Source organism: Rhizobium sp. P28RR-XV, assembly GCF_012641385.1.
Classification (GTDB): Bacteria; Pseudomonadota; Alphaproteobacteria; order Rhizobiales; family Rhizobiaceae; genus Rhizobium.
The window spans coordinates 210,907-229,731 of record NZ_JABAIG010000006.1 but is presented as its reverse complement, the minus strand read 5'-3'; the positions used below and the strand labels follow the sequence as shown (position 1 = coordinate 229,731).

The following is an 18,825-nucleotide window of genomic DNA, read 5'->3' as shown; positions in this document are numbered from 1 at the left end:
TGGTTACTATGCCCCTCGATTGGCCAGGGACTGTCAACTTATGCGATGATCGGTTACTTATCGGCGTCAGGAAAGGCCGCATGAGCCCTATGAAATGCCGCCGGGAGCCACGATGTCGGAAGCCAAAACCGTGAAGCGCAGCGCAAAGAGCGAAGACCTTGCGAATGCAGAAAAAACGACCGCGCGCGCAGCTTCGGAACGGCCCCGCCTCAGGGATGCGGAACGCACCAGCAAGGCAATCCTTGCCGCCGCAACCAAGGAGTTTGCCGAGCGCGGTTATGGCGGCGCGCGCGTCGATTCCATCGCCGAGCGGGCCAAGATCAACAAGCGAATGCTCTACCACTATTTCGGCGGCAAGGATGCGCTCTATGTCGCCGTTCTGGAGGGCAGCTATATCGCCATCCGCTCGGCGGAGGCGCGGCTCGATCTCTCGCATCGTTCGCCCGAGGACGGCATGCGGGACCTCGTCGTTTTCACCTGGCAGTATTTTCTGGATCATCCCGAATTCCTCGGGATTCTCAGCACGGAAAACATGCACAAGGCACGCTTCCTGAAGCGCTCGGCACGCATTTTCGAGCTGCATTCGCCGCTTGTCGCTGAAATCTCCGGCTTGCTCGACCGCGGCGCCGCAGCCGGCGTCTTCCGCAGCGATTGCGACCCGGTGAAGATCTATATGAGCATTGCGGCACTCGGCTCGTTCTTCCTGACGAACCGCTGGACGCTCTCGACGATCTTCCGCCGCAACCTCTCCGAAAAGGGCGAAATCGATCGGTGGGGCGAGCATATCGTCGACGTCATTTTCGCCTATCTGCGCCCGTAGAATTACTAAGGCGACAACGTCAGCAACTGCGGATGACGGCCGCCGCGGCCGTTGTCGATGGCCGTTGACAGCATCGCCTCGGCGTGTCAGTTATGTAACTATATAGTTATTTGCGGGAGGAATGACTTATGGCAGCGAAGCCGATCGGCATCATCATGCACGGCATTACCGGCCGCATGGGGTATAACCAGCATCTCGTGCGCTCCATCCTGGCGATTCGCGAACAGGGCGGGGTCCTGTTGGCAAATGGCGATAGGTTGATGCCGGAGCCGGTGCTCGTCGGCCGCAATGCCGAAAAGATCGAGGCCATCGCCCGCAAGCACGGCCTGTCGAAGACGACGACCGATCTCGACGCAGCTCTGGCCGATCCTTCCAACACGATCTTCTTCGATGCCGGTTCGACGCAGATGCGCGTCGATCTGCTGGAGCGTGCGATTGCCGCCGGCAAGCATGTCTATTGCGAAAAGCCAATCTCCGAGACGCTAGGGGAGGCTTTGTCGGTTGCCGCTTCGGCAGAGCGGCGCGGTGTCAAGAACGGCGTTGTCCAGGACAAGCTGTTCCTGCCGGGCCTGCGCAAGATCGCCATGCTGCGCGACAGCGGCTTCTTCGGCAAGATCCTCTCGGTGCGCGGGGAGTTCGGCTACTGGGTGTTCGAAGGCGACTGGGGCGTCAAGGCGCAGCGTCCCTCCTGGAACTACCGTAGACAAGACGGCGGCGGCATGATCCTCGATATGCTGCCGCATTGGCGCTATGTGCTCGACAATCTGTTCGGTGAGGTCAAGTCCGTCAGCTGCCTCGGCGCTACCCATATTCCGAGCCGCGTCGACGAGAACGGCAACACCTATGCCGCCGATGCCGACGATGCCGCCTATGCCACGTTCGAGCTCGAAGGCGGCGTCATCGCCCATATCAATTCCTCCTGGGCGGTCAGGGTTCGTCGGGACGATCTCGTCACCTTCCAGGTCGACGGCACGCACGGTTCGGCCGTCTGCGGCCTGATGCGCTGCTGGACGCAGCATCGGGTCAACACGCCGAAGCCGGTCTGGAACCCGGATCAGCCGCAGCCGATCAATTTCTTCGACACCTGGGAAGAGGTGCCGGATACCCAAGCTTTCGACAATGGCTTCAAGGCGCAGTGGGAGCAGTTCCTGTGCCATGTTGCCGAGGATGCGCCGTGGAAGTTCACGCTTCGCGAGGGTGCCAAGGGCGTGCAACTGGCGGAGCTTGCGCAAAAGAGCTGGGCGGAGCGTCGTTGGATCGGCGTGCCCTCGCTTTCAGCCTAGGAGGGTCGCATCATGACGAGAAGCCTTCGCTTGCCGGTGGTGGGCGGCGCTCTTGCCGCGTTCACTCCCGCCAACGAGCCCCTGATTGCGCCTGTGAAGCCCGCGGGCGGTCATCATTTCAATCGCGTCGCCTATGCCGCCGCGCATGTCGTGGTCGACGCGCTTGCTGACAACGATCCCTGGCTCGACCGAAACATCGATTGGGAACGTACCATCGCCTTCCGTGAATATCTTTGGGGCCTCGGCCTCGGCGTTGCGGAAGCGATGGATACCGCGCAGCGCGGCATGGGCCTCGACTGGGCCGGCGCGAAGGAGCTGATTGCGCATGCGCAGTCGGCGGCCCGCGGCCGGCCGGATGCCGTGATCGCCTATGGCGCCGGCACCGATCACCTGCAGCCCGGTCCCGATGTCACGATCGATGACGTCATCCGCGCCTACGAGGAACAGATCGCCTATGTCGAAGGGCAGGGCGGCCGGGTCATTCTGATGGCGAGCCGGGCGCTTGCCGCCGCCGCCAGGAGCCCGGACGATTATATAAGTGTCTACGACCGCATCCTCGGGCAGGTGAAGGAGCCCGTTATCATCCACTGGCTCGGCTCGATGTTCGATCCGGCGCTTTCGGGCTATTGGGGATCGGCTGACGATATGCGGGCCATGGAGACGGCGGTCGCGATCATCAATCAGAACGCGGCCAAGGTCGATGGCGTGAAGATATCGCTGCTTTCCGCGGAGAAGGAAATCGTCATGCGCCGTCGGCTGGATCCGTCGGTCAAGATGTATACCGGCGACGACTTCAACTATGCCGAACTCATCGCCGGGGACGAACAGGGCTATTCGCATGCATTGCTCGGCATCTTCGATGCCATCGCGCCGGCCGCGAGCGCCGCTTTGGCAAGGCTTGCCGAGAACGACCTCGACGCCTTCCATTCGATCCTGGCGCCGACCGTTCCGCTATCGCGCCACATCTTCAAGGCGCCGACGCGCTTCTACAAGACCGGCGTTGTCTTCCTCGCCTATCTCAACGGCTTCCAGGATCACTTCCAGATGCTCGGCGGCCAGCAGAGCACCCGTTCGATCCAGCATCTTTCGGAGCTGTTCCGCCTGGCGGATACGGCGCGGGTGCTGCGCGATCCGGATCTGGCCGTTTACCGGATGAAGGCGATCCTTGCTACGGCCGGCATCGACTAAGGCATGATCCCAGAAAGTGCGAAGCGGTTTTTGGATAAGATCATGCAATATCAAATAGCTGGAGCGCGATGACGTGTGGAATGGAAGTCATTCGGGTCTAGCGAATAAGAGGATTGGGGAGGATCATCGCAATGGCCGTAGAGGGTCTGTCCATCAACCTGGCGACCGTGCGCCAGCAATATGACATGCGACAGGCGGTCGAAGCCTGCCTGAAGCAGGATATCGTCGCCATCGCGCCCTGGCGCGATCAGGTGCACAAGATCGGGCTTTCCGAAGCCGCTCGCATCGTTGCCGACAACAGGCTCAAGGTCACTGGCCTTTGCCGCGGCGGCATGTTTCCTGCCGCCGATGCCGAGGGCAGGGCGGCGGCGATCGACGACAACAAACGCGCGATCGACGAAGCGGCGGCGTTGAATGCCGATTGCCTCGTTCTCGTCGTCGGTGGGTTGCCGCCGGGATCGAAGGATATCGCCCATGCCCGCGAGATGGTGGCGGACGGCATTGCCGCGATCCTGCCGCATGCCCGCAGCGCCGGAATACCCTTGGCGATCGAGCCCCTGCATCCGATGTATGCCGGCGACCGCGCCTGCGTGAACACGCTGGAGCAGGCACTCGATATCTGCGATCTTCTCGGCGAAGGCATCGGTGTCGCCATCGATGTCTATCATGTCTGGTGGGATCCGAAGCTCTATGAGCAGATCGCGCGCGCCGGCGCTGGTGGCCGCATCCTGGCGCATCATATCTGCGACTGGCTCGTGCCGACCACGGATCTGCTGCTTGATCGCGGCATGATGGGTGACGGCGTCATCGATCTCAAGCGCATCCGCGCCGAGATCGAAAAAGCGGGCTTTTTCGGCCAGCAGGAAGTCGAGATCTTCTCTGAGAACAATTGGTGGAAGCGGCCGGGCGAGGAGGTTTTGTCCACCTGCGCCGAGCGCTTCCGCACCGTGTGCTAAGAGGCGGCCGTTCAGGCAAAGATCGGCAATAAAAAGCGCTATTGGATGGCAAGTGCCGCTAACGCCCCTTTTGGGTGGGTAGCGTCAACTGAAATGCGCGATGAGCGTGTGCTTCGCATGCTTCCTTAGCTATGAGGTTCTTTTAGTGAGTCTCATGCGATCAAGTTTATAGCTTTCCAGAAAATGGTTTTTGACCAAATTGAACCAGTCTTCTGGCAATGCGCCGAGCACACACGTGTTTTCAACAATTGGGCGCTGAGATATCCACTGTGCCGGACGCAGATCTGGACCAGGCCAGACGAAGGCATTGACTTCATCGGTGTAAATCCATTGCGGTTCGGCATCCAAGCCGATGTATCGGCGTAATTGCGGCGGGACTTCAATAGCTCTACGACCCTCCGGCGGACGCATATGAGAGATACCACGCCAATATTGATCCGAGTTCATCCCGCGTGGACAGTATCAGCGCGGTGGGATAAACCTTTTCACCATCCTGCCGCTTCTTGGCTTTGCTCGACCATAAGTACTCATAGGCGACGACGTGGCCAATGGGCTGCAGAGCGGGTATTTTCATTAGGTCAACGCTTCAATGGAAATGGCTCGAGGCTTTCGTCGATATCCGGGATGTCGTCCAGATTGTAAGGAGTATCGGTCTCCACGCGAGCCTCCATAATTCGGCTCACATCACTTTCCGACAAGGCCCCTACAGGGAGAGAAACTCTAAATCTCTGCCAAAGCTGATGAAACATTCCCGCCGACACTAAGTATGCTGTTGGTCTGCCATATTTCGTGATCTCGACGGGAGCCTGGTGCATCTTTTCGTGCCATTCGCCAAAATTCTTTTGGAATTCTGAAGCAGGTACACTGGCCATACTGACCTCCATTTTCCGTAACATGCACAACTCACACAAAAGTGGTCGGAATTTCAAGGCGGGCTTCTTGCGGCACAGCCTCCCTTTCAGATCGCAGCGATTTTATTGGTTTGGCGGATCTGAGAAACCCGCCGGCGGTTGCGCCCAAATTTCGCAAAAAAAGCCGGGCCAAGAAATGGCCCGGCTCTATTTCAAAGCGCAGATACGACGGCCTATTCAGCCGACACGATCTTGCCGCCTTCCCACTTGTAGAGCGAGAAGCTCTGCGAGGTCAGGTCGCCGGCTTCGCCGTAAGTGACCTTGCCGATGGCGGTGTCGACCGGCTCGCCCTTCTTCAGCACAGCACCGACGGCTTCGGCATCATCTGCCTTGCCAGCCTTCTCGATGCCAGCCTTCAGCACTTCCACGGCGGCATAGGCGTTGAGCGTGAAGGCTTCGGCCGGAATGTTGCGTGCCTTCAGGGCGGCAACGGCGCTCTGCGAGGCCGGGTTCTTCAGGGCGTCGGATGCATTGGTGAAGAGCGTGCCGGCTGCGGAATCGTTGGCGATCGCCCAATATTCGGTGTTGGACAGGCCGTCACCGCCGATGATCTGCGCCTTGACGGCGATGTCGTGCAGCTGGCGGGCAAGGAGGCCCGCTTCCGGGTGATAACCGCCGAAGTAGATCACCTCGACGCCGGCCTGCTTCAGCTTCGTCGTCAGAGCGCTGTAGTCCTTTTCGCCGGGGGTCAGCGAGTCGTTGACGACCTCGGTGACGCCACCCTTGTTGAGGGTCGCCTTGAAGGCCTCTGCCAGGCCCTTGCCGTAGGCGCCCTTGTCGTTGAGGATGGCGATCTTCTTGTCCTTGAAGTTCTTCACCACATACTCGGCGGCGACGGTTGCCTGCTGGTCGTCACGACCGCAGGTGCGCAGGATGTTGGTGAGGCCGCGATTGGTCAGGTCCGGAGCCGTCGCGGTCGGCGTGACCATCAGGATGCCGTTTTCGGCAAGCGCGTCGGAAACCGGAATGGCGACACCCGACGTGACCGGGCCGACGACGAAGCGGATGCTCTCGCCGACGAAGCCGTTGGCGACGGATACGCCCTGCTTCGGGTCGCCGGCGTCGTCGCCGAGCTTCAGAACGAGCTTCTGGCCGAGAACGCCACCACTCTTGTTGATTTCGTCCACGGCGGTCTGCGCGCCGTTCTTCACCTGTTCGCCATAGGCCGCGACCGGGCCGGTCAGCGGCGCGATGAGGCCGATGGTGATATCCGCATGCGCGAGAGGTGCGAAGGCCAGCGAAGCGACGAAGGTCGCGGCCGTCAATGTCTTCAGACTCATGTTAGCTCTCCTTGGATAGGCGCGGCAGCGCCCTTTGAACCCGTCTGCAATCGCCTGTCTCGACGCGCAAACTGCCGTGAGGCGTTCTTTTCAAGAAGACAGGGCTGATATCGAAGCCGATGATCGCCTTCGGACATTTTTTGATCTCGAAAGCGCCCATAAGGGTATTTTCTGTAGGAATATTGTGACGATTCCGCAAGAAAATAACCGTATCAAAGACAATTTTGACGATTTTTCGTTTCGTTTTGACGAGGGATGGTTGTTGTATCTTCACTGCCAAAGCCTAAGTGATATGGCTGTATGACGGGTGGATCCAAAAATGGAAATCGTTGCCTTTAACGTCGCATGGACCGCGGCAGCGATGCCGCTTGTTGTTATCTGACGTGTGCTTAAGGAGCCGGATGCCGCATGAGCGAGAATGACAATTCCGGAGTTTATTTCGACCTCTGGCGGCTGATCCCTGATGGCGCCCCGATCGTCACGCATTCCAGCCGGCTTTTTCCCGTGCGGCGGGATGGCGTGCCGGCCATGCTCAAGATCGCCGACGCGCCGGAAGAGAAATCGGGCGCCGAGCTCATGGTCTGGTGGAACGGGGTCGGTGCCGCGCATGTCCTCCAGCACAAGGACGATGCCGTTCTGCTCGAGCGAGCGACAGGCAGCCGCTCCCTCGCCGAGATGGCGCGGAATGGTCAAGATGATGAGGCAAGCCGCATCATCTGCGAGGCGGTCGCCGGGCTTCATGCCCCGCGTGGAATATCCTTGCCGCAATTGATCCCGCTCTTCGATCGGTTTCGTTCGCTCGAAGCTGCGGCGCGGCGTGAAGGCGGCGTCTTCGTGCGCTCCGCAGCGACCGCCTGTACGCTGCTATCGGAACCGCGGGATGTCGTGACCCTGCACGGCGATATTCATCACGGCAATATTCTGGACTTTGCGGAGCGGGGCTGGCTCGCGATCGATCCGAAGGGGTTGGTGGGTGAACGCGGGTTCGACTATGCCAACCTCTTCTGCAATCCGGACAACTCCGTCGCAACCGCGCCCGGCCGCCTTGCGCGGCAGGTGGGCATTGTTGCTGAAGCCGCACGGCTCGAGCGTCAGCGCTTGTTGCAATGGATTGTTGCCTGGGCGGGCCTTTCGGCGGCATGGCTGATCGAGGATGGCGAGGACGAGCACGTTCGGCCAACTCTTCGCGTCGCGGATATTGCGGCGGCTGAACTGGACAGGATGAGCCTTTAATCGGCCAAAGCATCCCGCCAGACCTGCTGGTAGCGTTGCAATCCCCGCAGTTCAGCACGGACAGGCGCATTTTCCGCGACGGCAGCTGGACGAATTCCCGTCAGCAGTGCGGCGCCCTGGCTGGTTCCGGTCGAACCTGGCAAGGCGATGACATCGCTGGACGTCACCGCGGCCAGCGCGACGAGATAGGCACGATTGAGAGCAAACGGACCCTCGACGAAGATCGGCCCTTTGGCACCGATCAGATCGAGGCAGGCTTCCGTCATCAGCGCAAGGTAAAGGCTGACGGCTGCGAGCCGTTCGGCGGTATCCGTCGCATTGCCGACCCATTGCATTTTTCTGCCCGGGAACGGGCCGGATCCCTCGACCACATTGGGCAACAGCATCAGACCTTTCTCGATCACCGTTTCAAGAGCGCCCTCGACGGCGGCGGTCGGTGCGGTGCCGATTTCGGCTGCCAGAATCTCGAACTCGCGGCCACCCATGAAACGGGCGGACGGGACGGCGCGACCATAGGCGTCGACGTTGGCCAGCGCGTCGCGCTCGGGATCGAGATGGGCGAGATCGCCGCCAACGCCGAAGCTGATCACCCATGTCCCCGTCGAGACGACCGCAAAGGGGGCTTCGTTCTCCACCAGATGCGGCAGAAGCGAGGCGTTGGAATCGTGAATGCCGCAATAGACGGGCACGGCCTGCGCCAGACCGATATCCGCGGCAAGCGTCGGCAGCACTGGCCCGAGTGCATCGAATGCCGAGTGTATGGGCGCCATCAGCGTGCGGATGCCAAGTGTGTCGACCAGAGAGGAGTAGCTTTGCGTGGTCGGGTTCCAGAGATCGGTGTGGCAGCCGAGCGACGTCACCTCGTTGGCCGCGATGCCGCTCAGGCGGAGCGCCCAATATTGCGGATAGGTCACGATCGTGGCGACATGGGCGAAATCGGCGGGAAAGATGCTTTTCAGATAATGGATCTGTGCGCCGACATTGAGCCCGACCGACAGTCCGGGCGAAAACGTCTCGCTGAAGTCCGGTCGCAATCGCGCGTAGGCATCCTGAAGGGCTTGGGGATAGTCGTGCTCGTAGTCGAGAACCGGCATGGCAAGGTTGCCGTCGGCCGCCAGCATCACAGCGGATGCGCCGTGCGTGGTGATCGAAATGGCGTCGAATCCCGGTGTGCTGGCAAAGCCCTTGAGGGCCGAGACGATGAAATCCCACAGCCCCTCAATATCGTAGTGCGGGTAGGGGCCTGATTTCAGAACGCTGTTCGCGGTCTTGACCGCGACGAGCTCGGCACCCGTCTCCGCATCGAGCACGACGACCTTGGCGTTGGTCTTGCCGATGTCGATCACGGCGATATGGCGATAGGCTGTTTCGTTGCTCATGGCAGATGGAAGACCGTGACGAGATCGCTCTGGACAGGCGAATTATCGGGATTGGTCGCCATGATGTCGGCCATGTGCGCCCACCATTTCTTCATGACGGGATGCTCCGGCAGGCTCGCCATGGAATGATCCTTCGGCCGCGTCAGCACGCCGAAGAGCGTGTTCGTGTCGCGGTCGAGATGGATCGAATAATCGCTGACGCCAGCCTGATGCAGCAGCTCTATGAGTTCGGGCCAGATCTCGTCGTGGCGCTTCCGGTATTCGGCCTCCATGCCGGGATTGAGCGTCATCTTGAAGGCGTGGCGTTCGAGAGCGGATGTCATTTGGCGCTCATGGTCTTGAGGCGCCTGGCGACGATCGGCAGCGCGATGGTGATGATGAGGAGGAGGCCGATGAAGATCGACATGACGATGCCCGGAACATTGAGCAGGCCGAGGCCGAAGGTGACGAGGCCCATGACAAAGGCCGCGATGACGACCCCACCGATCGTCCCCCACCCGCCGAGGATCGACACGCCGCCAAGCACCACCATGGTCACGACCTCCAGCTCCCAGCCGAGCGCGATCGACGGGCGCGTCGAGCCGAGCCGCGAGGTGAGGCAGACGGCGGCAATGCCGCTCATCAGGCCGGTCAGGAGAAACAGGATGAATTTGACCCGCTCGACCGGAATGCCGGAGAAGCGCGCGGCAAAGTCATTGTTGCCGATCGTATAGACCTGCCGGCCGAAATTCGTAGCATGCAGCAGGATCGCGAAGGCGATCGCCAGCACGATGAACAGCACGAATTCGAACGAGAAGACCCAGACGACATAACCCTGGCCGAAATAGGCGAAACTATCCGGATAGTTGCCATAGGCCTGATCGCCAAGCACGATATAGGAGATGCCGCGAAACAGGCTCATCGTACCGATGGTGACGACGATCGACGGCAACTTCAGCACCGAGACAAGGAAGCCGTTAAAAAGCCCGCAGATCAGGCCGACACCCAGGCCGATGGCGACAAGGCCGGGCGTGTCGATGCCAAGCTGGGCGGCGCCGCCCATGGCCGTCGAGGCGAGCGCGATGATGGCTGCGACCGAAAGGTCGATCTCGCCCGCAATGACGAGCAGCGCCATGGCAAAGGCGATCATCGCCTTTTCGGTAAAGTTGAATGTCGCGTCGGAGAGGTTGTAGGGATCGAGGAAATAGGGCGAGGCCAGCGAATTGAAGATGAAGATCGCGACCGCGACCCCAAGGAGCAGCGTTTCCCAGCTTGCCATGATGCGCTTGAAGGGCGTGCCGAGGCGATTCGGAATAGCGCGTTTTTCCGCCGTTGCCGCTTGCGAACCGTTGCTCATGCGCCTGCTCCCTGGTTGGCGGTGTCCTTTGCTGCCTGATCGCGCAAGATGATGCGGCCGCGGTTGCGTTCGCGCCGGGCGTTGAAGACGACGGCAAGGATGATGACGGTGCCTGATATCGCCATCTGCGTGAACGGCGAGATACCGATGACCGGAAGGGCGTTCTTGATGACGCCGAGAAAGAGCGCGCCCAGGACGGCGCCGGCGACGGAACCGACACCGCCGGCGATCGAAATGCCGCCGATGACACAGGCCGCCACACTATCAAGCTCGAAACCGTTGGCGATATCGACATAGGCGACGGCGTAGCGCGAAACCCAGAGATAGCCGCTGAGGCCGGCGAGCACGCCGGACAGAACGAAGGCGAGGAACCGCGTCCAGCCGACGTCGATGCCGGCATAGACGGCCGCAACCGGATTGCCGCCGCTGGCATAGGCTGAGCGGCCGAATTGCGTATAGCGCAGCACCAGAAACATCATCAGCACGATTGCGATGCCGATCCAGGCGAGCACCGGCAGGCCGAGAAGCTGTGCGCGCGGTACGTTCAGGAAGATCGGCGTGAACTGATGGGCATTGACCCAGGCGCCGCCCGACAGCACGAAAGCCATGCCACGATAGATCGTCAAGGTTCCCAGCGTCACGACGATCGGCGGGATTTCCAGAGCCCAGACGAGATAGCCGTTGATGGCGCCAAGAGCCGCGCCCATCAGGATCGCCATGATGACGAGCGCGATCAGCGGAATGTCGGGATAGGCCGCGTTCAGCATCGCGACCGCCATGCCCGTCAGCGCCAGGTTGGCGGCGACGGAGAGGTCGATCGATTTCGTCAGGATGACCGTCATCTGGGCGAGCGCCAGGATGATGAGGATCGAGGTATCGTTGAAGATATTGGCGAGATTGGCGGGCTCGGCAAAGCCGGCCGCACGCGTTGCGAAGCCGGCGATCATCACGATGATGATGATGGCGAGCAGTGTTTCGCGCTTTTTGAGGATGCGTGGCATCCCGTCCTCCCTAAAGCATTTTGCAGCCAGGTGTCCTCACCTGGCGCCGCACAAATGCGGCAAAAACAAACAGAGAGAGCGTTCTGGCTGATCGAAGAAAAGCCATGCCGCTCTATGCGTTGCCCGTGGCGGCGCGCACCAAGGTTTCCGGCGTCAGCCCCTCGCGCTCGAACAGGCCCGCGGACAGGCCTTCCTTCATGACCAGCACGCGATCCGCCATGCCGAGGATCTCGGGCAGTTCCGAGGAGATCATGATGATGCTGAGGCCTTCGGCCGCCAATTCGCTGATGAAACCATGGACGGCTGCCTTGGAGCCGATATCGATCCCCTTGGTGGGCTCGTCCAGAATGATGATCTTCGGCTGTGTCGCGAGCCACTTGCCGATGACGACCTTCTGCTGGTTGCCGCCGGAGAGCGTGCCGACCGGCACGGAAAGGGCGGCGGCACGCAGATCAAGCCGTTCGGCATATTTGCGTGCGAGGGCGAATTCATTGGCCGCCTTCAGGAAACCCTTGCGCGAGGTGCGTCCGAGCGAGGGCAGCGATATGTTTTGATAGATCGGCATCGGCAGCGCCAGGCCGTGGCGGCCACGCTCTTCCGGCACGTAGACGATGCCGGCGCGAATGGCGTCTTGCGGCGAGCGCACATGGATTTCCAGTCCGTCAAGCGTCAGTCGCCCGGACAGCGGCTTGGTGATGCCGAAGAGCGATTGGCAAAGCTCGGAGCGTCCGGCGCCGATCAGGCCGTAAACGCCGAGAATCTCACCGCGCCGCAGCTTGAAGGAGATGTCGCGGAATTCGGTGCGGTGACAGTATTTGTCGACCTCGAGAACGGTGTCACCGATGGTGACGGGCACTTTCGGGAAAGCGTCCTTGACGTCGCGTCCGACCATCATGCGGACGATCTCGTCCTGCGGCGTCGCCTTCAGCTCGCCATGGCCAACGGCGCGGCCGTCGCGGAAGACGACGAAATTGTCGGCGATTTCATAGAGCTCATCGAACTTATGGCTGATGAACAGGACAGCCTTGCCCTTTGCCTTCAACCCTTCGACGATGCGGAAGAGATCGTCGATCTCCTTGCGTGACAGGGCGGCAGTGGGCTCGTCCATGATGACGATGCGGGCCTCGATCGACAAAGCGCGCGCGATCGCGACGAGATGGCGCTGCGCAATGGAGAGGTCTTTCAATCGGATTGCGGGATCGATCGCGCTTTCCAGCGATTCGAGGAGTTCTTTCGACCGGCTGTTCATCGTTTTCCAGTCGATGGTGCGCCAGGACGTGCGCGGCGCATGGCCGAGGAAGATGTTTTCGGCGACGGTCAGTTCGTCGAAGAGCACGGTTTCCTGGTGAATGGCCGTGACGCCGGCATCGATGGCGGCCTGTGCATGGGCGAAGGCCACAGGCCTGCCATCGACGAGGATTTCACCCTCGTTCGGACGGTAGATGCCGGTGAGAATCTTGACGAGCGTCGATTTTCCCGCGCCGTTTTCGCCGATCAGGGCGGTCACCTTGCCGGGATAAAGCGAAATGCTGACGCCATCCAGCGCCTTGACGCCGGGAAAGATCTGGGAAATGCCGCGCATTTCCAGGATGGCCTGATTGTTCGCGGCTGGTGCGTCCGCTAGGGATCGTTGAAGGACTGTGGTCATCAGCAATGTACCGGAATAGTGAAATTGGGTCCGGCGGCTGACGCCGCCGGAGAGCTGCGAAGGCTATCGATCAGAAAACCTTGGAGAACTGATCGATGTTCGAAGCGTTGTAGACGAACGGATCGGCCATGGCGGCCTCGCCATTTTCGCCGACCTTGATCTTGCCCATGCGGCCGGCATTGATCTCGCTGCCCGGCTTGCCGTCGGTCTCGCCCTTGACGAGGCGATAGGCGATCTGCGTTGCGGAGTAGCCGAGATCGATCGGATTCCAGATCGCGAATTCCTTCGTGGCGCCCGACTTGATCGCGCCGGCCATTTCGGACGGCAGGCCGAGACCGGTGACATAGACCTGGCCGATCTTGCCGGCATCCTTGACGGCCTGCGAAGCGGCAAGCACGCCGACCGTCGTCGGGGCGACGATGACCTTGACTTCCGGATGCGAGGTCAGGAGGCCCTGGGCTTCACGATAGCTCTTGTCCGAGAGGTCGTCGCCGTAGACGGTCGTCACGAGATTGAGGCCCGGAAAATCCTTGAGCTGCTTCTTCATCTCGCCGATCCAGATGTTCTGGTTCGTCGATGTGGTCGTTGCCGACAGGATGGCGAAATTGCCCTTGCCGCCGTCGAGATGATCCTTGGCGAGCGTCAGGCACATCTTGCCGATCAGCTCGTTGGACGAAGGGTTCAGCTGCAGGATGCGGCCGGCCTTTGCGACGCCGGAATCCCAGGAGATCACCTTGATGCCGCGCTGCGTCGCCTTCTTGAGGGCTGGGACGACCGCATCGGGATCGTTCGCGGAAATCGCGATGGCATCGACGCCCTGCGCGATCAGCGAGTTGATCACTTCGATCTGGCCTTCGGCCGTGGTCGAGGTCGGGCCGGTGTAGATCACCTGCACGCCGCCGAGATCCTTGGCTGCTTCCTGTGCGCCCTTGTTGGCGGCCTCGAAGAAGCCGTTGCCCAGCGACTTCACCACGAGACCGATCTTGACGTCCTTTGCACTGGCCGCGCCGGCGAAAAGCGTGGCGGCGAGCGCAACGCCGATCGCCAGTTTCTTTGCTATATTCATGTCAGTTCCTCCCAAGGTTGATAGGCTATGCTCACCCCGTCTGAGCCATGTCTTTTATGCGACCGACGGGGAATCTTCCTCCTCGGCCTGAGCCGAAATATTTGCGATGACAAGCGAGATGCCCGCATCCTCGATCATGCGCACCGTCTCGGCGGTGACGCCGTCATCGGTGATGATGGTCGAGACCTGTTCAAGCGGACAGAGGATCAGGCTGGAGCGCTGACGGAACTTGCTGGAATCGACCATGACGACAAGCTCGTCGGCCTGACGCATGAGTTTCTGCTCGCTCTGGATGACCAGCGCGTCGGCTTCCATGACGCCAAGCGGGCCGACGCCCTGCGCGCCGATGAACATGCGCCGCGCGTAGAAATTCCGGATGGTATCGTTGTCGAAGGGCGAGAGGATCAGGCTCTGCTCTCGATAGATCGCGCCGCCAGGCACCGTCACCGTATTCTTCGAATGCTTGATCAGATGTTCGGCAATGGCGAAGGAATTGGTCATCACCTGCAGCCGGAAGGCCGAAATATAGTGCACGAGCTGGAATGTGGTCGTGCCGCCATTGATGATGATGGCGTCGCCGGGATTGCAGAGTTCAGCCGCCTTGCGCGCAATTGCACGCTTCCTATCGATATTGACGGCTTCGGATACGCGAAAGGGCCGCGCCGCCAGATTGCCGAGCTGAGGGGGATGGATCGATTCCGCGCCACCGCGCACGCGCCGGATTTTTCCCTGCACATGCAGGGCGGCGATATCACGGCGTATCGTCGCTTCCGAAGCTTCGGTCAGCTCGGAAATATCCTGAATCGTCACGACAGACTTTTCCTGTACGGCGCTCAGAATAATGCGATGGCGTTCACGTTCGTGCATCGGCTCCTCCTTGTTGGCGGTTATTTCGCAAATATGACAACGTGTCAATCACAAACGATCATAAACTTTCATATTGCATCGCAACATTATCGAATTTGATCGTTTTCGATTGACAAGGTGACTATGCGTGAGCGATACCCTGCTCACAAAGGGTGGTTCCATCATGATCCGGTCCGCCCGCAAGACTTGATGTGAAGAACTTGATTTCAAGGGAGGATGACATGGCGGCTGGCGTTCAGCTTCTGAAGAACCGTTGGGATGATGCATATGCGGCCGGCTTGGATGAGCCGGGCAAGCTGCTTTATCGGTCGAATCTGCTCGGTGCCGACAAGCGTATCACCAACTACGGCGGCGGCAACACATCGGCCAAGGTCATGGAAACCGATCCGCTCTCCGGCGAAAAGGTCAAGGTGCTCTGGGTCAAGGGCTCAGGCGGCGATGTCGGCACCATCAAGCTCGACGGTTTCGCGACGCTCTACCAGGACAAGCTCGACAGCCTGAAAAACATCTATCAGGGCGTCGCCGACGAGGATCGCATGGTCGGCTTCCTGCCGCATTGCACCTTCAATCTCAATGCGCGCGCCGCTTCGATCGACACGCCGCTGCACGGTTTCGTGCCGTTCACCCATGTCGATCACATGCATCCCGATGCCATTATCGCCATTGCCGCCTCGAAGAACTCGCGCGAACTGACGCGCGAAATCTTCGGCGACGACATCGGCTGGCTGCCCTGGCGCCGCCCCGGCTTCCAGCTCGGCCTCGATCTCGAAGCCTTCGTCAAGGCGCACCCGAATGCCAAGGGCGTCGTGCTGGAAAGCCATGGCCTGTTCACCTGGGCCGACGATGCCAAGGCCTGCTACGAGCTGACACTTCAGATCATCAACAAGGCGATCGAATGGTTCGCCGCCAAGACGGAAGGCAGGACCATTTTCGGTGGTGCCGTTGCTCAGAGCCTGCCGCAGGCGGAGCGCCGTGCCATCGCCGCCCGGTTGATGCCTGAGATCCGCGGTCGCATCGGCAAGGCAGAGCGCAAGCTCGGTGACTTCGACGATCAGGATGCCGTGCTCGAATTCGTCAACTCGAGGAGCCTTCGTCCGCTCGGTGCACTCGGCACGAGCTGCCCGGATCACTTCCTGCGCACCAAGATCCGGCCGTTGATCGTCGATTTCGATCCGGCCAAGCCCGATGTCGATGCCGTCATTGCCGGTCTCGACAAGGCGCTGGAAGACTATCGCGCCGACTACGCGCGCTACTACAATGATTGCAAGCATGACAACTCGCCTGCGATGCGCGATCCGAACCCGGTGATCTTCCTCGTTCCCGGCGTCGGCATGCTTTCCTTCGCCCGCGACAAGGCGACGGCCCGCATTGCCGGCGAGTTCTACGTCAACGCCATCAACGTCATGCGTGGCGCGTCCACCGTCTCCGAATATCAGGGCCTGCCGGAGCAGGAAGCCTTCGATATCGAATACTGGTTGCTGGAAGAGGCGAAGCTGCAGCGCATGCCGAAGCCGAAAAGCCTTGCCGGCAAGGTCGCCTTCGTTACCGGCGGCGCCGGCGGCATCGGCCGCGCCACGGCGGCGCGCCTGGTCGGCGAGGGTGCCTGCGTGGTTCTGGCGGATATCGACCAGGCAGCGCTTGACAGCACACAGGCGGATTTCGCCAAGAGATATGGCGCGGATGCGGTGCGCAGCGTCAAGCTCGACGTCACCAAGGAAGACGCCGTCATTTCCACCTTCGCCGAGGCCTGCGTCGAATTCGGCGGCGTCGACATTCTGGTGTCCAACGCCGGCATCGCGTCGTCCGCGCCGATCGAAAGCACCGAGCTTTCGATGTGGAACCGCAATATCGATATTCTCGCGACCGGCTATTTTCTGGTTTCGCGCGAAGCCTTCCGGCTGTTCCGGCGCCAGAATCTCGGCGGCAACGTCGTATTCGTCGCTTCCAAGAACGGTCTCGCATCCTCGCCGAACGCCGCCGCATATTGCACGGCAAAGGCTGCCGAAATCCATCTGGCCCGTTGCCTGGCGCTGGAAGGTGCCGAAGCCGGCATCCGCGTGAACACGGTCAATCCCGATGCCGTCCTTCGCGGCTCGAAGATCTGGAACGGCGAATGGCGTGAACAGCGCGCAGCCTCCTCGAAGATCGAGGTGGACGAGCTGGAGGAACATTACCGCAAGCGCTCGATGCTGAAGCTCAATGTCTTTCCTGAGGATATTGCCGAAGCGATCTACTTCCTGGCGTCGGATCTTTCCGCCAAGTCGACCGGCAATATCATCAACGTCGACGCCGGCAACGCGCAGAGCTTTACGCGCTAGTCGGCTATATTTTACCTTCTCCCCAGTGGGGAGAAGGTAGCCCGAAGGGTCGAATGAGGGGGCGGCGCTGCAAATGCGGTTCTATCTTTCGCTTACGCTCAAGATGTGAGTCGCTATGCTCCTCACTCCCCCTCATCTGCCGGTTGGGCATCTTCTCCCCGCTGGGGAGAAGAAGGGCGGGATGCCTCAATATTCGAATGACGTACATGGGAGGAAAGAATGGCCGAGTTTAGAATTGCGCCCGATCTGGTTGCTGCAGAAAACGACAAGCGCGCCGCTGCGCTGAAATCAGATTATGAGGCGCTTGGCGCCACGCTCGCCCGCCGCGGCGTCGATATCGAAGCCGCCACCAAAAAGGTTTCCGAATTTTTCGTCGCGGTCCCGTCCTGGGGTGTCGGCACCGGCGGCACGCGCTTTGCCCGCTTTCCGGGCACCGGCGAGCCACGCGGCATCTTCGACAAGCTTGACGATTGCGCCGTGATCCATCAGCTGACGCGGGCGACGCCGAATGTCTCGCTGCACATTCCATGGGACAAGGCGGATCCGCGCGAGCTCAGGGCGAAGGGCGATGCGCTCGGCCTCGGCTTCGACGCCATGAACTCCAACACATTCTCCGATGCGCCGGGCCAGGCGCATTCCTACAAGTTCGGCTCGCTCAGCCATGTCGACGCAGCAACGCGCGCCCAGGCCGTCGAGCACAACATCGAATGCATCGAGATCGGCAAGGCGATCGGCTCGAAGGCACTGACGGTGTGGATCGGCGATGGCTCGAACTTCCCGGGCCAGACCAATTTCACCAAGGCGTTCGAGCGCTATCTCGCCGCCATGGCCGATATCTACAAGGCGCTTCCCGACGACTGGCGGCTGTTTTCCGAGCACAAGATGTATGAGCCGGCCTTCTATTCCACGGTCGTTCAGGACTGGGGCACCAACTACCTGATCGCGCAGACGCTCGGTCCAAAAGCCCATTGCCTCGTCGATCTCGGCCACCACGCGCCGAATACCAATATCGAGATGATCGTCGCGCGCCTGATCCAGTTCGGCAAGCTCGGCGGCTTCCACTTCAACGATTCCAAATATGGCGACGACGATCTCGATGCCGGGGCTATCGAGCCCTATCGCCTGTTCCTCGTCTTCAATGAGCTGGTCGAAGCGGAACGGCGTGGGGTCAACGACTTCAATCCGGCGCATATGATCGACCAGTCGCACAATGTCACGGACCCGATCGAGAGCCTGATTTCCAGCGCCAACGAGATCCGCCGCGCCTATGCGCAGGCGCTGATCGTCGACCGGAAGGCATTGGATGGCTATCAGGAAGCGAATGACGCACTGATGGCATCGGAAACGCTAAAGCGCGCCTATCGCGCCGATGTCGAGCCGATCCTGGCCGAGGCCCGTCGCCGCACCGGCGGTGCGGTCGATCCGGTCGCGACCTACAGGGCGAGTGGCTACCGCCGCAAGGTTGCCGGCGAACGTCCGGCGTCTGTTGCCGGCGGTGGCGGGATCATCTGAGGACCCTGTAGATCCGGCGGATGGGCG

Annotated in this window: 18 protein-coding genes; 8 read left to right on the top strand and 10 right to left on the bottom strand. The window is 60.8% G+C overall.

Features of this window, described 5'->3' with window-relative positions; genetic code table 11:
* Positions 1-112 precede the first annotated feature (112 nt).
* The 4 genes from HGP12_RS14815 to HGP12_RS14800 all read left to right on the top strand — a co-directional run bounded on the left by HGP12_RS14815 (position 113) and on the right by HGP12_RS14800 (position 4,247).
* The gene (locus tag HGP12_RS14815) at positions 113-820 is read left to right on the top strand and encodes a TetR/AcrR family transcriptional regulator (RefSeq protein WP_168841798.1); all 708 of its coding nucleotides are present in this window, start codon (positions 113-115) and stop codon (positions 818-820) included.
* Positions 821-948: 128 nt separating this feature from the next.
* The gene (locus HGP12_RS14810; protein WP_168841799.1) at positions 949-2,103 is read left to right on the top strand and encodes a Gfo/Idh/MocA family protein; all 1,155 of its coding nucleotides are present in this window, start codon (positions 949-951) and stop codon (positions 2,101-2,103) included.
* A 12-nt stretch (positions 2,104-2,115) separates the two neighbouring features.
* Complete coding sequence (locus tag HGP12_RS14805; protein WP_168841800.1) at positions 2,116-3,291, top strand: dihydrodipicolinate synthase family protein; 1,176 nt, start codon at positions 2,116-2,118, stop codon at positions 3,289-3,291.
* 131 nt (positions 3,292-3,422) lie between these two features.
* Positions 3,423-4,247 carry a sugar phosphate isomerase/epimerase gene (locus tag HGP12_RS14800; protein WP_168841801.1) on the top strand — a complete coding sequence of 275 codons (825 nt, stop codon included), beginning with the start codon at positions 3,423-3,425 and terminating at the stop codon, positions 4,245-4,247.
* 129 nt (positions 4,248-4,376) lie between these two features.
* Here the strand turns inward: HGP12_RS14800 and HGP12_RS14795 are convergent, their stop codons facing one another.
* The 3 genes from HGP12_RS14795 to HGP12_RS14785 all read right to left on the bottom strand — a co-directional run bounded on the left by HGP12_RS14795 (position 4,377) and on the right by HGP12_RS14785 (position 6,438).
* The gene (locus HGP12_RS14795; protein WP_168841802.1) at positions 4,377-4,658 is read right to left on the bottom strand and encodes a hypothetical protein; all 282 of its coding nucleotides are present in this window, start codon (positions 4,656-4,658) and stop codon (positions 4,377-4,379) included.
* A 167-nt stretch (positions 4,659-4,825) separates the two neighbouring features.
* Positions 4,826-5,119, bottom strand: a complete 294-nt coding sequence (locus tag HGP12_RS14790) for a type II toxin-antitoxin system Phd/YefM family antitoxin (RefSeq protein ID WP_168841803.1) — start codon at positions 5,117-5,119, stop codon at positions 4,826-4,828.
* A 212-nt stretch (positions 5,120-5,331) separates the two neighbouring features.
* A complete protein-coding gene (locus HGP12_RS14785) occupies positions 5,332-6,438 on the bottom strand; it encodes a branched-chain amino acid ABC transporter substrate-binding protein (protein WP_168841804.1) in 1,107 nt (368 codons plus the stop codon).
* Positions 6,439-6,472: 34 nt separating this feature from the next.
* On the opposite strand from HGP12_RS14785, the gene HGP12_RS14780 reads away from it, so the two are divergent.
* Together HGP12_RS14780 and HGP12_RS14775 are read left to right on the top strand one after the other, a co-directional pair.
* Positions 6,473-6,742: a hypothetical protein gene (locus HGP12_RS14780; RefSeq protein WP_168879145.1), complete on the top strand. Its 270-nt coding sequence runs from the start codon at positions 6,473-6,475 to the stop codon at positions 6,740-6,742.
* A 104-nt stretch (positions 6,743-6,846) separates the two neighbouring features.
* Entirely contained in the window at positions 6,847-7,671 is an 825-nt protein-coding gene (locus tag HGP12_RS14775; RefSeq protein WP_168841805.1) for an aminoglycoside phosphotransferase family protein, read from the top strand.
* Here HGP12_RS14775 and HGP12_RS14770 read toward each other — a convergent pair.
* From HGP12_RS14770 to HGP12_RS14740, 7 genes are all read right to left on the bottom strand, one after another.
* Complete coding sequence (locus HGP12_RS14770; RefSeq protein WP_168841806.1) at positions 7,668-9,050, bottom strand: FGGY-family carbohydrate kinase; 1,383 nt, start codon at positions 9,048-9,050, stop codon at positions 7,668-7,670. The two genes, HGP12_RS14775 and HGP12_RS14770, sit on opposite strands and share 4 nt — an antisense overlap.
* Positions 9,047-9,373, bottom strand: coding sequence for an L-rhamnose mutarotase (gene rhaM / locus HGP12_RS14765; RefSeq protein ID WP_168841807.1), 327 nt, complete (start codon positions 9,371-9,373; stop codon positions 9,047-9,049). The genes HGP12_RS14770 and rhaM overlap by 4 nt, the downstream gene beginning before the upstream one ends.
* Positions 9,370-10,386: an ABC transporter permease gene (locus HGP12_RS14760; RefSeq protein WP_168841808.1), complete on the bottom strand. Its 1,017-nt coding sequence runs from the start codon at positions 10,384-10,386 to the stop codon at positions 9,370-9,372. The genes rhaM and HGP12_RS14760 overlap by 4 nt, the downstream gene beginning before the upstream one ends.
* Positions 10,383-11,387, bottom strand: coding sequence for an ABC transporter permease (locus HGP12_RS14755; protein WP_168841809.1), 1,005 nt, complete (start codon positions 11,385-11,387; stop codon positions 10,383-10,385). Before HGP12_RS14755 ends, HGP12_RS14760 begins: the two co-directional genes overlap by 4 nt.
* Before the next feature lie 112 nt (positions 11,388-11,499).
* Positions 11,500-13,035 carry a sugar ABC transporter ATP-binding protein gene (locus HGP12_RS14750; protein ID WP_168841810.1) on the bottom strand — a complete coding sequence of 512 codons (1,536 nt, stop codon included), beginning with the start codon at positions 13,033-13,035 and terminating at the stop codon, positions 11,500-11,502.
* A 70-nt stretch (positions 13,036-13,105) separates the two neighbouring features.
* A complete protein-coding gene (gene rhaS / locus HGP12_RS14745; protein WP_112342357.1) occupies positions 13,106-14,101 on the bottom strand; it encodes a rhamnose ABC transporter substrate-binding protein in 996 nt (331 codons plus the stop codon).
* A gap of 54 nt (positions 14,102-14,155) precedes the next feature.
* Positions 14,156-14,968 carry a DeoR/GlpR family DNA-binding transcription regulator gene (locus HGP12_RS14740; protein ID WP_168841811.1) on the bottom strand — a complete coding sequence of 271 codons (813 nt, stop codon included), beginning with the start codon at positions 14,966-14,968 and terminating at the stop codon, positions 14,156-14,158.
* Between the two features lie 221 nt (positions 14,969-15,189).
* Here HGP12_RS14740 and HGP12_RS14735 point away from each other — a divergent pair, with 221 nt between their 5' ends.
* Together HGP12_RS14735 and rhaI are read left to right on the top strand one after the other, a co-directional pair.
* Entirely contained in the window at positions 15,190-17,286 is a 2,097-nt protein-coding gene (locus tag HGP12_RS14735) for a bifunctional rhamnulose-1-phosphate aldolase/short-chain dehydrogenase (RefSeq protein WP_168841812.1), read from the top strand.
* A 219-nt stretch (positions 17,287-17,505) separates the two neighbouring features.
* On the top strand, positions 17,506-18,798 hold the full coding sequence (gene rhaI / locus HGP12_RS14730; RefSeq protein ID WP_168841813.1) for an L-rhamnose catabolism isomerase: 1,293 nt from the start codon (positions 17,506-17,508) through the stop codon (positions 18,796-18,798).
* Positions 18,799-18,825 lie beyond the last annotated feature (27 nt).

Bases quoted from the DNA above. Each gene is read 5' to 3' on its own strand.
- HGP12_RS14815 (WP_168841798.1), top strand. From the start codon at position 113: ATGTCGGAAGCCAAAACCGTGAAGCGCAGCGCAAAGAGCGAAGACCTT.
- HGP12_RS14810 (WP_168841799.1), top strand. From the start codon at position 949: ATGGCAGCGAAGCCGATCGGCATCATCATGCACGGCATTACCGGCCGC.
- HGP12_RS14805 (WP_168841800.1), top strand. From the start codon at position 2,116: ATGACGAGAAGCCTTCGCTTGCCGGTGGTGGGCGGCGCTCTTGCCGCG.
- HGP12_RS14800 (WP_168841801.1), top strand. From the start codon at position 3,423: ATGGCCGTAGAGGGTCTGTCCATCAACCTGGCGACCGTGCGCCAGCAA.
- HGP12_RS14795 (WP_168841802.1), bottom strand. From the start codon at position 4,658: ATGCGTCCGCCGGAGGGTCGTAGAGCTATTGAAGTCCCGCCGCAATTA.
- HGP12_RS14790 (WP_168841803.1), bottom strand. From the start codon at position 5,119: ATGGCCAGTGTACCTGCTTCAGAATTCCAAAAGAATTTTGGCGAATGG.
- HGP12_RS14785 (WP_168841804.1), bottom strand. From the start codon at position 6,438: ATGAGTCTGAAGACATTGACGGCCGCGACCTTCGTCGCTTCGCTGGCC.
- HGP12_RS14775 (WP_168841805.1), top strand. From the start codon at position 6,847: ATGAGCGAGAATGACAATTCCGGAGTTTATTTCGACCTCTGGCGGCTG.
- HGP12_RS14770 (WP_168841806.1), bottom strand. From the start codon at position 9,050: ATGAGCAACGAAACAGCCTATCGCCATATCGCCGTGATCGACATCGGC.
- rhaM (WP_168841807.1), bottom strand. From the start codon at position 9,373: ATGACATCCGCTCTCGAACGCCACGCCTTCAAGATGACGCTCAATCCC.
- HGP12_RS14760 (WP_168841808.1), bottom strand. From the start codon at position 10,386: ATGAGCAACGGTTCGCAAGCGGCAACGGCGGAAAAACGCGCTATTCCG.
- HGP12_RS14755 (WP_168841809.1), bottom strand. From the start codon at position 11,387: ATGCCACGCATCCTCAAAAAGCGCGAAACACTGCTCGCCATCATCATC.
- HGP12_RS14750 (WP_168841810.1), bottom strand. From the start codon at position 13,035: ATGACCACAGTCCTTCAACGATCCCTAGCGGACGCACCAGCCGCGAAC.
- rhaS (WP_112342357.1), bottom strand. From the start codon at position 14,101: ATGAATATAGCAAAGAAACTGGCGATCGGCGTTGCGCTCGCCGCCACG.
- HGP12_RS14740 (WP_168841811.1), bottom strand. From the start codon at position 14,968: ATGCACGAACGTGAACGCCATCGCATTATTCTGAGCGCCGTACAGGAA.
- HGP12_RS14735 (WP_168841812.1), top strand. From the start codon at position 15,190: ATGGCGGCTGGCGTTCAGCTTCTGAAGAACCGTTGGGATGATGCATAT.
- rhaI (WP_168841813.1), top strand. From the start codon at position 17,506: ATGGCCGAGTTTAGAATTGCGCCCGATCTGGTTGCTGCAGAAAACGAC.